A 12,502-nucleotide genomic window follows, 5' to 3' on the forward strand; every position below is an offset into this window, starting at 1 on the left:
ACGTCCTGTTCGCGCTCCTGCGGACCCGCCGGCCCTACCAAGCCGACCATGCACAAGTCACAGCTGCTTGACAAAAACATTAGGCAGCCTCCTCCCCGGAAGCACTTTCGTTCAGGGTCGTCCGGCCGCGGGGTGAAGTTACGGGCGCCACCCGAATGGGGGGAACGGCGACCGGGTGGCCGGCGCGGGCGCAACCGCTCTACGCTGGCCGGAAAGGGGTTTCTTTCTCGACGGGGGACACTGATGCCGCAGACGACGGACCTGACCGTGCTGATCGTCGGTGCCGGGCCGACCGGGCTGACGCTGGCCTGCGAACTCGCCCGCGGCGGCGTTTCCTTCCGCCTGATCGAAGCCGCGCCCGGCCCGCGGCCCGGCTCGCGGGGCAAAGGCGTCCAGCCGCGCACCCTCGAGGTGTTCGACGACCTCGGCGTCGTCGGCCGCGTGCTCGCCCACGGCCGGATGGCGATGCCGATCCGGTCGGTCGCGCCCGGCGGGCAGGTGACGCTCGGTGGCACCGAGACGGCGGGGGACCGCCCCGACATTCCTTACCCGGCCAGCCTGATCACGCCCCAGTGGCGGATCGAAGAGACACTGGGGCTGCGGCTGGCGGAGCTGGGCGGGGACGTCGAGTTCGGCGCCGCGCTCGACAGCTTCGAGCAGTCCGGCGAGGGCGTGTCGGCGGTGGTCGTGAAGGACGGCGTGACCGAGACGATCGGCGCGCGCTGGCTCGTCGGCTGCGACGGCGGCCACAGCCTCGTCCGCAAGCAGGCCGGGATCACCTTCGAGGGCGAGACCCGGGACGCCGTGCGGATGATCGTCGCCGACGTCGGGGTCGACGGCCTCGACCGCGACGCCTGGCACATGTGGCGGCACCCCGACGGCCTCGCCAGCCTGTGCCCGCTGCCCTCGACCGACGTCTTCCAGTACCAGGCCAGCATCGCGCCCGGGCAGGATCCCGGGCTCGGCCTCGCGAACCTCCAGGCGATCCTCGAGCGGCGCAGCGGCCGTACCGACCTCCGCCTGCGCGAACCGGAGTGGTCGTCGCTGTGGCGCGCCAACGTCCGGCTCGCCGACCGCTACCGCGAGGGCCGCGTCTTCCTGGCCGGCGACGCGGCGCACATCCACTCGCCCGCCGGTGGCCAGGGGATGAACACCGGCATCCAGGACGCGCACAACCTCGGCTGGAAGCTCGCGGCGGTCGCCCAAGGTGCCTCGCCGGCGTTGCTCGACAGCTACGAAGCCGAACGCCGTCCGGTCGCCGCCGGCGTGCTCGCGCTTTCGGACGCGCGCCTGGCGCAGGCGATCGAGGAGAAGGGCATCCCGATCCGCCGCGACGCGGACACGATGCAGCTCGGCGTGCGCTATCGCGGGTCCGCTTTGGCCCGCGACGACCGCGACGAGACGGCCGCGCTCCGAGCCGGCGACCGCGCTCCCGACGCGACCGGGCTGCTGACCGTGGACGGCGAGCGCCGGTTGTTCGACCTGACCCGCGGCGGGCGCTTCACACTGCTGAGCTTCGGCGACGCGCCCGAGGTCGAAGCGAAGAGCGCCGGCCTCAGGACGTTCCGGGTCGTCGGCCGGCCGGCCGGTCCCGGCGACATCGCCGACCCCGAAGGCCACCTCACCCGTGCCTACGGCGCGACCGGCCGCACCCTCGCGCTGATCCGTCCCGACGGCTACCTCGCCGTGATCTCCGACGCCGGCGACGTCTCGGTGGTGTCGGACTACCTCGCGGCGCTGTAGCCCGCGGCTTTCACGGGGTGGCCAGGGCGAGATCTTCGGGTGGTGCCCACAGCGGCGCGGCGTCCGCGCGTTCGGGGTGCTGCCAGCGGTGGCGGGCCGCGGTTTCGCGGGCGACCTCGAGGAAGACTTCGACGGCTTCCGGCGGCTCGCCGTCCCGCCAGGCCAGCGACCACGGGTAGACCGGCTGGAGTTCCTGCGGCCGGTGGACCGGGACGCCGCGGTCGGCGTACCGGCGGGCGTAGCTGTCGAACTCGAGCAGGAACGCGCTGTCGCGTGCCCGGCTGACCGCCGCGTGGCAGGTGTCGAAGGTGCCGGGGTTGCCCAGCCAGCGCAGGGCGAGGCCGGTGTGCTGCTCCAGCGACCTCAGGTACCGGCCGTGCACGTTGAACAGCGCCGTGCCGGGCGCGTCCGCGAAGACCTCGATCGGTCGTTCGTGCACCGACACGGCCGTCCGGCGCGGGTCGCCCGGCCGGCCGACCAGCCAGAACGGCTCCAGCCGCAGCAGCGTGTGCCGCCACCCCGCCGGGTGGGCGGCCTTCATGGCGGTGGTGACGCGGATGATCCCGACGTCGAGGTGGCCTTCGAGCAGCGCGGTGAGCTGGCGGGCGCTGTCCATCTGGCTCTGGACGAGCTGGACGCCGGGATGGGCGGCGACGAACGCGTCGGCGAGGACCCGGCTGGTGTCGAGCTCGAAGATGTGGGCGATCCGCAGGTGGTGCGGCGCGGGCTCGCGCAGCATCTGGTCCGCGGTGGCCAGCAGCTGCCGGGCGAGGTGCAGGAACCGCTCGCCGCGCGGAGTCAGCGCGACGTGCCGGCTGTCGCGCACGAACAGCGGCCCGCCGACGTCGGTTTCGAGCTTGCGGATCTGCTTGGACAGCGCCGGCTGGCTGATGAACAGCTTGGCGGCGGCCCGTCCGAAGTGCAGTTCGTCGGCGACGGTGACGAAGTACCGCACCAACCTGAGGTCGAGGTCCATGCGGGCCTTCCGTGGCGTGAGTGTCCGGACGATGTCACCACGGCTATCGATTCGCGCGCAACAGGTCTTGGACGCGCCGCGGAGTGTCCGGTTGGCTTCGAGCAGTCCATGCGAACACTGGAGGATTCGATGGCCGAGCCGGGCACCCCTGTCGTGTTCATCCACGGTCTGTGGCTGCACGCCACGTCGTGGAACCCGTGGGTCGACCACTTCCGGGCGGCCGGGTACGCACCCGTCGCGCCCGGCTGGCCGCACGAACCCGAAACCGTCGAGCTGGCGCGCGAGAACCCGGACGCCGTCGCGGACATCGGGATCGACGACGCCACCGGCCACTTCGCGTCGATCATCGAGGGCCTCGGGCGACCGCCGGTGATCATCGGGCACTCCTTCGGCGGCCTGATCACCGAAAAGCTGCTGGGCCAGGGGATCGGCCTGGCCGGTGTCGCCATCGACCCCGCGCAGATCAAGGGCGTGCTGCCGCTGCCGCTGGCGCAGCTGCGCGCGGGCCTGCCGGCGCTGGGCAACCCGGCGAACCTCCACCGCGCGGTGTCGCTGACCGAGAAGGAGTTCCGGTTCGGCTTCGGCAACGCCCTGACCGACGAGGAGTCGTCGGAGCTGTACCGCCGCTGGACGATCCCGTCCCCGGCCCGGCCGCTGTTCCAGGCCGCGGCCGCGAACTTCGTGCTGCACTCCCAGGCCGCGGTCGACACCCGCCGCGAGGACCGCGGCCCGCTCCTGCTGATCTCCGGGACGGCCGACCACACGGTCCCGGACGTGGTCACCCGCTCGACATTCAAGCAGTACCGGGACTCCGCGGCGGTCACCGAGCTGAAGCAGTTCGAGGGCCGCGGTCACTCGCTCACCATCGACAGCGGCTGGCGCGAGGTCGCCGACGCCGTCCTCGGCTGGCTGCGCGACCAGGGGATCTAGGCCCGTGGATCTCGGTCTGGACGGCGCGGTCGCCGTCGTCACCGGGGCCAGCCGGGGCATCGGGCTGGCCGTCACCGAAGCCCTCGTCGCGGAGGGGGCCCACGTCGTGGCCGGAGCGCGCGTCCCGGGGCCGGACCTCGAAGCGCTCGCCCAGGCGGGGAAGGCCCACGCGCTCGCCGTCGACCTCGGCACCGCCGACGGCCCGGGCCGGCTCGCGGAGCTGGCCCTGACCGAGCTGGGGCGCATCGACATCCTGGTCAACAACGTCGGCGCCGTCACCCCGCGGCCGAACGGCTTCCTGCTGGTCGACGACGACGAGTGGACCCGGTCGCTGACCTTGAACCTGCTGAGCGCGGTCCGGGCCACCCGCGCCGTGCTGCCGACGATGGTGACCGCCGGGCGGGGCAGCATCGTCACGATCGCCTCGGTCAACGCGATCCTGCCGGACCCCGGCGTCATCGACTACAGCGCGGCGAAGGCGGCGCTGGTCAACTTCACGAAGTCGGTGTCGAAGGAGTTCGGCCCGCACGGCGTCCGCGTCAACGCGATCAACCCGGGGCCGGTCGCGACGGACCTGTGGCTCGGGACCGGTGGCGTGGCCGAGACGGTCGCCGCCACCACGGGCGCGAATCCGGGAGCGGTGGCCGAGGAGGCCGCCGCCCACGCCGTCACCGGCCGCTTCACGCGGCCCGCGGAGGTCGCGAACCTCGCGGCCTTCCTGGCCAGCGACCGGGTGGCCGGGAACATCACCGGTGCCACCCTCGCCATCGACGGCGGGTACGCCACCGAAACGCACTGAGGTTCAGCCGCCGACCGCCGTGGTGATCAGGCTTTCGAGCTGGGCGGAGACGCGGTCGAGGGGCCGGGTGCTGCGCTGGGCGCGGCACATGGCCACGGCGCCCTCGGCCGCGGCGACGGCCAGCGTGGCGAGCCTGCCCGCTTCGGCGGCGGCGACGCCGTGTTCGCGCAGGGATCCGGTCAGCTGGGCTTCCCAGCCGGTGAACGCCTCCGCCGCGGCGGAGAGGGCTTCGCCGTGCGTGCCTTCTTCGATGGACACCGCGAGGACGGGACAGCCGGCCTGGAAATCGCTGCCGGTGAGGATTTCGCGCCACAGCGCGAGAAAGGCGCGCAGCCCGTCGACCGGTCCCGCGCGCAGCCGCTTGTCCAGCATCCGGGTGACCGTGTCACCGGCGAAGCGGACCGCCTCGGTCGCCAGCTGCTGCTTGCCGCCGGGGAAGTAGTGGTACGTGGACCCCAGCGGGGTTCCGGCGTGCTTGGCCACCTCGCGGATGCTGGTGGCGTTGAGCCCGCGGCGCCGGATCATGTCGGCGGCTCCCGCGACGAGTTGCTGCCGCGACGGCGGGCTCGGCTCGGTCATCGGCGTCCTTCCCTGGCTATAACGACCGTCATAGTGTAGCGTCCGCCGCGGTTATAACGAGTGTTATAACCGGGAGGAGCGATGCCGTGCCGATGATCGAACTGACCGCACCCGCCGGAGTCCTGACGGCCGAGGGGCGGGCGGGTGTCCACCGCGAGCTGGCCGCGGTGCTGCTGCGCTGGGAAGGCGCGCCGGACACGGAGTTCTTCCGCGCGCAGGCGTGGAGCTACCTGCACGAGCTGCCCGCGGGCGCCCAGGCCACGGCCGCGGACGACGCGCCGCGGTTCCGGGTGGACGTCACGGTTCCCCAGGGAGCGGTGTCGGACCGCCGCAAGGCCGGGCTGGTGCAGGAGGCCACGCAGGTCGTGCTGAAGGCCGCCGGGCTGACCGAGGCCGACGCGCTGCGGGTGTGGGTGCTGATCCACGAGCAGGCCGAGGGCACGTGGGGGGCGGGCGGCGGCATCGTGCGCTACGCCGACCTGGTCGCCCTGGCCGAGCAGTCCCGGGAGGCGGCCGGTGCGTGAGCTGACCTACGTCGCCCGCCGGGCCGTCGAGTGGCGCGAGGCGCCGGACCCCGCCCTGGAGTCCGATCGGGACGCGATCGTGGCACCGGTCGCGGCGACCTCGTGCGACGTCGATTCGGCGATCCTGGCCGGGCACGGCCCGATCCCGCCGCCGTTCGCCCTCGGCCACGAGTGCGTCGCGCGGGTGACCGAGGTCGGTGAAGCCGTCACGCACGTCTCGCCCGGGGACCTCGTGGTCGTGCCGTGGGCGATCTCCTGCGGGGAGTGCGAGCGCTGCCGCGCGGGGCTGACGGCGCACTGCACGTCGGTGCCGCACATGGCGATGTTCGGCGCCCCGATCGGCGGGGCCTGGGGCGGGCTGTTCTCCGACCTGGTGCGCGTCCCGTGGGCCGACGCGATGCTGGTGCCGCTGCCGTCCGGGCTGGATCCGGTGGCGATGGCCTCGGCGAGCGACAACTGGTCGCTGTCGTGGCGGCTGGTCGCCCCGCACCTGCGGGCGAAGCCGGGCGCGCGGGTGCTGGTGATCGCCCGCGGCAGCATCGGCCTCTACGTGTGCGACATCGCCCGCGCGCTGGGCGCGTCGGACGTGCTCTACGTCGACCCGGACCCGGCGCACCGGGCGATCGCCGGCACCTACGGCGCCCGCACGGCCGAGGCGATCGAGCCGGTCCACCACGGGTTCGACCTGGCGATCGAGTCGACCGGCCGGGTCGGCGAGCTCGCCACGGCCCTGCGGTCGCTGGCCCCGGAAGGGATCTGCGAGAGCGCGGGCAACCACTTCCGCCCGGGCGAGCTGCCGCTGCTGGAGATGTACCTGACGGGGGTGAACCTGCGCATCGCCCGCGACAACGTGCGCACGCACCTGCCGGACGCGCTCGACCTCGCGCGGACCGGCCGGGTGGACCCGCGGCGGGTCGTCTCGGACGTCTTCGGCTGGGAAGCGCTGCCGGAGGCGTTGCCGGAGCGGCACCTCAAGCCCGTCTTCGTGCGGGACTTGCCCGGGGCGTGAGCTGCGGTCCGAACGCGCCGGCCGGCCGGCCTGGCACGGACGCTCCGAACCGTCGCTGGTGGATCCGGGTGCCCCGGCCGGGCCTTCGATCCTGTCCCTGCTGGACGGCGGCGTGTTCACCGAGGAGAAGGCGAAGGCGATCCGGGCGGCGACGGGCGGCTGACGACGTCGCCCAGCTGCCGGTCGTGGACCCGGCGCCAGACCAGCACGGAAACCACCGCGCCGCACAGGCAGAGGAACATGTCCCACTGGGTGTCCCAGACGTCTCCCTGGGTGGCGAGGAAAGCGTCCGCGCCGGAACCGGCGACGAGCGCGCTGAACCATTCCACGAATTCGAAGCACGCGCTGATCGCCAGGCAGACGCTGACCGTCAGGAACGCGACCCAGCCGCCCGCCCGCAGCGGCGTCCGGCGCAGCAGCACCTCACGCACCGCGACGGCGGGGACGAAGCCCTGGACGAAGTGGCCGAGCCGGTCGTAGTCGTTGCGCTTCGTCCCCAGCCAGTGCTGCACCCATTCCCCGAGCGGCGTTTCGGCGTACGTGTACTGCCCGCCGTAGCACAGCACGAGCGCGTGGAGGACCAGCAGCCAGCACAGCAGGCGCGTCAGGGGGAACCTCTTGCGCAGCGCCACCACCAGGGGCAGCCCGATCAGCACCCAGACGACTTCCAGGAACCAGGTACCGGGCGAGCGGGCCCGCACCCCGGTGACGACGAGCGCCGCGAGCACGACGCCGGCCAGCAGCGTCCCCTCGGTCCGGCTCGCTCCGCGCACCATCCGGGGAACCTATCGCGCCGATCGGCGGTGAGCGATGCGGTCCGGCAGCCGGGCGGCCAGGTACCTGACCAGCTCGCCGACCCGCCGGGGCGCGTGGGCGCCGCCGGGGCGCAGCGCGTAGATGTCGGCCGATGGGGTCGGCACGCCGGGCAGGACGCGCACCAGGGCGCCGCTGTCCAGGTGCGCGCGGACCTGCCACTCCGAGCGCATGATCACGCCGTGCCCCCGCAGGGCCCAGCCGGTCACGACGTCGCCGTCGTCGCACGACAGGCGCCCGCGTACCCGGACCTGCCGGGGGCTGCGGGCGTCCCCGAAGCGCCACACGGCGAAGTCGCCCTCGTTCTCGCGGAGCACGATGCAGTCGTGGTCCTCGAGGTCTTCGATCCGCTCGGGCATCCCTCGTCGCTCCACATAGGACGGTGACGCACACGGGATCCGGCGGTTCTTCGCCAGCCGGCGCATGCGCAGCGAGGAGTCCGGGGGTGGTCCCACGTGGACGGCCAGGTCGAACTCGCGCCGGTGCGGGCGCAGGGGGAGCGCGGACGTGTGCAGTTCGACGCTCACCCGGGGGTGCTGCTCGGCGAACTCGCCGAGCAGCGGGGCGATGTGCGCGCGGCCGAGACCGAGGGTGGCCTGGACCACGATGGACCCCCGCAGGTCGCCGGAACGGTGGGCGACGAGGTCCTCGAGCTCGCGGACCTGGTCGAGGATCGGCTCCAGGCGCGCGGCGAACAGTTCCCCCTCGGAGGTCAGCACGAGCCGGCGCGTGCCGCGGTGCACCAGCCGCGCGTCGAGCCGGCGTTCCAGCGCGCTGAGGCGCTTGCTGACCACCGGCAGCGAGCACTGCAGTTCCCGGGCGGCGGCCGTCAGCGTCTCGCTCGACGCGACCACCCGGAAGAAGCGGAGATCGTCGATCATCGCGACCTGTCCTTTCGCTCGGCGAAAGGATAGGTTGCCGGCCACGCTCTTGTTGCGCCGCTGACCGCCGATCAAGGTGAAGGTGCGTGCCCACCCGAGCGACAGGAGCGTCCCGTGTCCCAGCGTCACCGCATCGCGGTCATCCCCGGCGACGGCATCGGCCTCGAGGTCGTCCCGGAAGGACTGCGGTGCCTGTACGCCGCCGCCGATGCCCACGGGTTCGGGCTCGACGTCACCGAGTTCGGGTTCGCCTGTGCCGAGTACTGGCTACGGCACGGCGAGATGCTGCCGCCGGACTGGCGGGACGTGCTCGGCGGCTTCGACGCGATCTTCTTCGGCGCGGTCGGGTGGCCCGAGGTGGTGCCCGACCACGTTTCGCTGTGGGGCAGCCTCCTGCGGTTCCGCCGGGGTTTCGACCAGTACGTCAACCTGCGGCCGGTCCGGCTGCTCCGCGGGGTGCGCGGCCCGCTGCGTGACCACGGCCCGGGCGACATCGACTTCCTCGTCGTCCGCGAGAACACCGAAGGCGAGTATTCGAGCATCGGCGGCCGGATCTTCGAGGGCACCGACCGCGAAACGGTGCTCCAGGAGACCGTGCTGACCCGGACCGGCGTGGACCGCGTGCTGCGCTACGCCTTCGACCTCGCCGCCGCACGGCCCCGCAAGCACCTGACGTGGGCGACCAAGAGCAACGGCATCGCCATCTCCATGCCCTACTGGGACGAACGCGCGGAGCTGATGGCGCGGCAGTACCCGGAGGTGGCCGCGGACAAGGACCACATCGACATCCTCGCCGCCAAGTTCGTGCTCGAGCCGCGGGCCTACGACGTCGTCGTCGCGAGCAACCTCTTCGGCGACATCCTCTCCGACCTCGGGCCGGCCTGCACCGGGACCATCGGGATCGCCCCGAGCGCCAACATCAACCCCGACCGCACCGCGCCGAGCCTGTTCGAGCCGGTCCACGGCTCGGCCCCGGACATCGCCGGGCGCGGCATCGCCAACCCGGTCGGGCAGATCTGGAGCGGCGCCATGCTGCTCGACCACCTGGGGGAGACCACCGCGGCCGCGGCGGTCGTGGCCGCGATCGAAAACGTGCTCGCCGAACGCCCGGAAGTGCTGACCCCCGACCTCGGCGGCTCCGGCACGACCGAGAGCCTGGGTGCGGCGATCGCCGCCGAGATCGCGCGGTGATTCAGCGGGCGGCGGTGGCCGGTGCGGCGAGCAGGTCGCCGAGCCCGCCGCGGGCGTCGTCGACGACGAGCGCCTCCGCCGCCGCGGAGTCACCCGCTCTCAGCGCCCGGACCAGCGCGCGGTGGCTGCCGTAGCGGTCGAGGCCGAACCGGTCGTCCTCGGCGATGCGGTCGAGCAGCCTGGCCCGCCGTTCCGGTGCGGAGAACACCCGGGTCTGGCCCAGCAGCCGCACCAGCACCGGGTTGCGGGCGCACGACTCGACGCCTTCGTTGAAGCGCTGCATGGCGTCCAGCAGCCGGTCCACGTGCCGCGAGATGTCCTGCCCGGCCCGCCGGCGCTGCTGGACGAGGATCAGCAGGTCGTCGGCTTCGTCGAGGACGGCGTCGAGGTGGTCCAGCTGCGCCGGGGACGCGTGCCGGGCGGCGAAGCGGGCCACCATCCCGCGCAGTGCCACCTCGACCTCGGCGAGGTCCTGGACCGCGGTGTCGCCGAAGGCGGCCACCTGGACGGTCCGCGGGCCGGTGCGTTCGAGGAGGCCGTCCTGCTCCAGCCGCCGGATGGCCTCGCGCACCGGCGTCGGGCTCACCGAGAGCCGCTCGGCGAGGCCGCGTTCGGTGACCTTCTGCCCCGGCCGGAGCTCGCCGGTCGAGATCGCGTCGCGAAGGGCCCGGTACGCGCGGTCGGCCAGCGTGTCGGCTGTCAGGCCCTTCAACGTCTCACTCGCCATGGCGTCACCTTATCCGCCATGGCAAATCCAAAATGCAACTCTTGACGGTCTTGCTATAGCAAAAGTACGGTGGCGGTCACCGCGGCCGCGGTGGGACAGGAAGGTGCCGGATGACGACGACGTCGAGCGCACAACGCGTGCGGACCGGACGGATCACGTTCTTCGTGGCCCTGGCCGTCTTCGCGCAGGAGTCGACGTGGAACCTCTACGACTCGCAGGTTCCGCCGCTGCTGCGGGAGCACATCGGCAGTGCGGCGCTGGTCGGCCTGCTGATGGGGATGGACAACGTGCTCGGCTTCTTCATCCAGCCGTGGATGGGCAACCGGTCGGACCGCACGCGCACCTCGTGGGGGCGGCGGATGCCGTACCTCATCGCCGGAATGCCCTTGGCGGCACTGCTGTTCCTCGTCATCCCGCACGTCGCCGGCTCGCTCCCGCTGCTGGTCCTGGTGATGTTCGGCTACGCGCTGGTCGCGAACTCGTTCAAGCCGATCGCCGAATCGCTGCTCCCGGACTTCGTCCCGCCCGAGCGGCGCAGCCGCGCCAACGCCGTCGTCAAGATCGCCTCGAGCCTCACGGTGATGGTCGCGGCCCTGATCAGCATCTTCCTGGTCGACGCGCATCCGAAGCTGTCGTTCGCCGTTCCCTCGGTCCTGATGGTGGTGTCCCTGGCCGTGCTCGCCGCGAAGGTGCGGGACAACCGGTCCCCGGCCTACCGGAGGGCGCTCGAGGAGGACCGCGAAGAGCGCGGCGCGGCGAAACCCGGCCCGCGGGTGCGGGACACGGTGCTCGACATCGTCCGGGACACCGACCGCAGCCGGCTGCTGCTCATCGGGGCCATCCTGCTCTTCGGCGGCGCGTGGGCCGCTTCGCGAGCGCTCATCACGCCGTACGGCATGGAAGTGCTGCACCTGTCCCGTGGCGAAGCGGGCGGGCTGACGCTGCCCAGCGGCGTGGCCTTCATCCTGGCCGCCTACCCGGTCGCGCGGCTCGCCGAACGCTTCGGCCGGCTGCGGGTGATGCGGGCCGGGATGACGGTGTTCGCGGCCGGCATGGTGCTCGGCGCCGTGGTCCGGACGCCGACCGGCGTGGTCGCCGGCCTCTGCGTCGCCGCAGCGGGTGCGTCCTCGTTCCTGGTCAACGCGGTCGTCGTGCTGTGGAACCTCGCCCCGTCCGATCGCCTGGTCGGGACCTACACCGGGCTCTACACCGTCGGCTGGGTGGGCGGCGGTTTCCTCGGGCCCGCCGCGGTCGGCGGGATGGTCGACCTGACGGGCTGGCCCCTGCTGCCGCTGCACGTCGCGATCGTCGGGCTCCTCGCCGTGCTGGCCGTCTCCCGGATCAGTGCCCGGCAGCGCCGGTCGGCCTCGGGGCGCGCGCTGTGAGCACCCGCGTCCTGATCACCACGGACTACCTGCGGCCCGGCGACGAGACCGACCGGTTCTTGCGGAGTGCGGGCCTGGAGACCACGCACCTGCCCATGACCGGCCGTCGCGATCCCGGCCGGCTCGCCGCCGCCCTGGCCGGCGTCGACGCGGCACTGGTGGCCAACGAACCGCTGACGGAGGACGTCCTCGCCCGCGCCCCGAGGTTGCGCGCCATCGTGCGGACGGGCGTGGGGCACGACTCGATCGACGTCGCTGCCGCGGCCCGGCTCGGGATCACCGTGAGCACCCTGCCCGGTGTCAACGCCAACGCCGTGGCCGAGTACACCCTCGGCCTGCTGCTGGCGGGCGCCCGGCGGCTCGTGCAGTCCGCGACCGGGGTGGCGCGGGGCGACTGGCCGCGCGAGGCCGGGCGCGAACTGCGTGGCTCGACCCTCGGCCTCATCGGCTACGGCGCTTCGGCGCGCGCGGTGGTCCCGCTGGCCCGCGCGTTCGGGATGACGGTCCTGTGCGCGACGAACGTCCCGGCGGAATCGCGGGAACCGGGTGTCCGGTTCACCGGGCTGCCGGAGCTGCTGTCCACTTCGGACTTCGTCTCGGTGCACACCGCGCTCACCGAACGGACCCGGGGCCTGCTGGACGCCGTGGCGTTCAAGCGGATGAAGCCGACGGCGCTGCTGGTCAACACCGCACGCGGACCCATCGTCGACGAGGACGCCCTCGTCGCGGCCGTGCGGGACGGGAGATCGCGGGCGCCGCGCTCGACGTCGTGGCCGAGGAGCCGCTGCCGCCCGGCAGCCCCTTGCGCGGGGTGGACGGGATCGTCGTCTGTTCCCACCTGGCCGGGCAGACCGCCGAAGCACGGCGGGCCGCGGGCCTGCGCGGTGCCGAAGAAATCGTGGCCGCGCTCGCGGGACGGGCGCGGTTCGTGGTGAACGGAGCGAA

The 12,502-nt window shown here is 73.0% G+C and carries 13 protein-coding genes; 8 read left to right on the plus strand and 5 right to left on the minus strand.

The features are described 5' to 3' along the window. The first annotated feature begins 243 nt into the window (after positions 1 to 243). A complete protein-coding gene (locus AB0G28_RS32920) occupies positions 244 to 1,743 on the plus strand; it encodes an FAD-dependent oxidoreductase (RefSeq protein WP_361098025.1) in 1,500 nt (499 codons plus the stop codon). Positions 1,744 to 1,753: 10 nt separating this feature from the next. On the opposite strand, the gene AB0G28_RS32925 is transcribed toward AB0G28_RS32920, so the two are convergent. Then, positions 1,754 to 2,719 (minus strand): LysR family transcriptional regulator, encoded by a 966-nt coding sequence (locus tag AB0G28_RS32925; RefSeq protein ID WP_361098028.1) that lies wholly within the window; start codon positions 2,717 to 2,719, stop codon positions 1,754 to 1,756. Between the two features lie 108 nt (positions 2,720 to 2,827). On the opposite strand from AB0G28_RS32925, the gene AB0G28_RS32930 reads away from it, so the two are divergent. Next, positions 2,828 to 3,649 (plus strand): alpha/beta fold hydrolase, encoded by an 822-nt coding sequence (locus AB0G28_RS32930; protein ID WP_361098031.1) that lies wholly within the window; start codon positions 2,828 to 2,830, stop codon positions 3,647 to 3,649. A gap of 4 nt (positions 3,650 to 3,653) precedes the next feature. Then, positions 3,654 to 4,448, plus strand: a complete 795-nt coding sequence (locus tag AB0G28_RS32935; RefSeq protein WP_361098035.1) for an SDR family oxidoreductase — start codon at positions 3,654 to 3,656, stop codon at positions 4,446 to 4,448. A gap of 3 nt (positions 4,449 to 4,451) precedes the next feature. Here the strand turns inward: AB0G28_RS32935 and AB0G28_RS32940 are convergent, their stop codons facing one another. Next, the gene (locus tag AB0G28_RS32940) at positions 4,452 to 5,027 is read right to left on the minus strand and encodes a TetR/AcrR family transcriptional regulator (protein WP_361098038.1); all 576 of its coding nucleotides are present in this window, start codon (positions 5,025 to 5,027) and stop codon (positions 4,452 to 4,454) included. 92 nt (positions 5,028 to 5,119) lie between these two features. Here AB0G28_RS32940 and AB0G28_RS32945 point away from each other — a divergent pair, with 92 nt between their 5' ends. After that, positions 5,120 to 5,551, plus strand: coding sequence for a tautomerase family protein (locus AB0G28_RS32945; protein WP_361098182.1), 432 nt, complete (start codon positions 5,120 to 5,122; stop codon positions 5,549 to 5,551). Continuing rightward, positions 5,544 to 6,560, plus strand: a complete 1,017-nt coding sequence (locus AB0G28_RS32950) for an alcohol dehydrogenase catalytic domain-containing protein (protein WP_361098041.1) — start codon at positions 5,544 to 5,546, stop codon at positions 6,558 to 6,560. Before AB0G28_RS32945 ends, AB0G28_RS32950 begins: the two co-directional genes overlap by 8 nt. A gap of 116 nt (positions 6,561 to 6,676) precedes the next feature. Here AB0G28_RS32950 and AB0G28_RS32955 read toward each other — a convergent pair whose 3' ends face one another. After that, positions 6,677 to 7,336 carry a DUF2238 domain-containing protein gene (locus tag AB0G28_RS32955; RefSeq protein ID WP_361098044.1) on the minus strand — a complete coding sequence of 220 codons (660 nt, stop codon included), beginning with the start codon at positions 7,334 to 7,336 and terminating at the stop codon, positions 6,677 to 6,679. A gap of 9 nt (positions 7,337 to 7,345) precedes the next feature. Beyond that, positions 7,346 to 8,254, minus strand: coding sequence for a LysR substrate-binding domain-containing protein (locus AB0G28_RS32960; protein WP_361098047.1), 909 nt, complete (start codon positions 8,252 to 8,254; stop codon positions 7,346 to 7,348). 114 nt (positions 8,255 to 8,368) lie between these two features. On the opposite strand from AB0G28_RS32960, the gene AB0G28_RS32965 reads away from it, so the two are divergent. Further along, positions 8,369 to 9,445, plus strand: a complete 1,077-nt coding sequence (locus AB0G28_RS32965) for a tartrate dehydrogenase (protein WP_361098050.1) — start codon at positions 8,369 to 8,371, stop codon at positions 9,443 to 9,445. Between the two features lies 1 nt (position 9,446). Here AB0G28_RS32965 and AB0G28_RS32970 read toward each other — a convergent pair whose 3' ends face one another. Continuing rightward, entirely contained in the window at positions 9,447 to 10,172 is a 726-nt protein-coding gene (locus tag AB0G28_RS32970; RefSeq protein ID WP_361098053.1) for a GntR family transcriptional regulator, read from the minus strand. Positions 10,173 to 10,282: 110 nt separating this feature from the next. Between AB0G28_RS32970 and AB0G28_RS32975 the strand changes: the two genes are divergently transcribed. After that, positions 10,283 to 11,557, plus strand: a complete 1,275-nt coding sequence (locus AB0G28_RS32975) for an MFS transporter (protein WP_361098056.1) — start codon at positions 10,283 to 10,285, stop codon at positions 11,555 to 11,557. Then, the gene (locus AB0G28_RS32980) at positions 11,554 to 12,492 is read left to right on the plus strand and encodes an NAD(P)-dependent oxidoreductase (RefSeq protein ID WP_361098059.1); all 939 of its coding nucleotides are present in this window, start codon (positions 11,554 to 11,556) and stop codon (positions 12,490 to 12,492) included. Before AB0G28_RS32975 ends, AB0G28_RS32980 begins: the two co-directional genes overlap by 4 nt. The last annotated feature ends 10 nt before the right edge of the window (positions 12,493 to 12,502 follow it).

This window comes from Amycolatopsis sp. NPDC021455, from assembly GCF_040640995.1.
Classification (GTDB): Bacteria; Actinomycetota; Actinomycetes; order Mycobacteriales; family Pseudonocardiaceae; genus Amycolatopsis.

Excerpts from the sequence above, each read along its gene's own strand:
- AB0G28_RS32920 (WP_361098025.1), top strand. The coding sequence starts at position 244 with ATGCCGCAGACGACGGACCTGACCGTGCTGATCGTCGGTGCCGGGCCG.
- AB0G28_RS32925 (WP_361098028.1), bottom strand. The coding sequence starts at position 2,719 with ATGGACCTCGACCTCAGGTTGGTGCGGTACTTCGTCACCGTCGCCGAC.
- AB0G28_RS32930 (WP_361098031.1), top strand. The coding sequence starts at position 2,828 with ATGCGAACACTGGAGGATTCGATGGCCGAGCCGGGCACCCCTGTCGTG.
- AB0G28_RS32940 (WP_361098038.1), bottom strand. The coding sequence starts at position 5,027 with ATGACCGAGCCGAGCCCGCCGTCGCGGCAGCAACTCGTCGCGGGAGCC.
- AB0G28_RS32945 (WP_361098182.1), top strand. The coding sequence starts at position 5,120 with ATGATCGAACTGACCGCACCCGCCGGAGTCCTGACGGCCGAGGGGCGG.
- AB0G28_RS32955 (WP_361098044.1), bottom strand. The coding sequence starts at position 7,336 with ATGGTGCGCGGAGCGAGCCGGACCGAGGGGACGCTGCTGGCCGGCGTC.
- AB0G28_RS32960 (WP_361098047.1), bottom strand. The coding sequence starts at position 8,254 with ATGATCGACGATCTCCGCTTCTTCCGGGTGGTCGCGTCGAGCGAGACG.
- AB0G28_RS32970 (WP_361098053.1), bottom strand. The coding sequence starts at position 10,172 with ATGGCGAGTGAGACGTTGAAGGGCCTGACAGCCGACACGCTGGCCGAC.
- AB0G28_RS32975 (WP_361098056.1), top strand. The coding sequence starts at position 10,283 with ATGACGACGACGTCGAGCGCACAACGCGTGCGGACCGGACGGATCACG.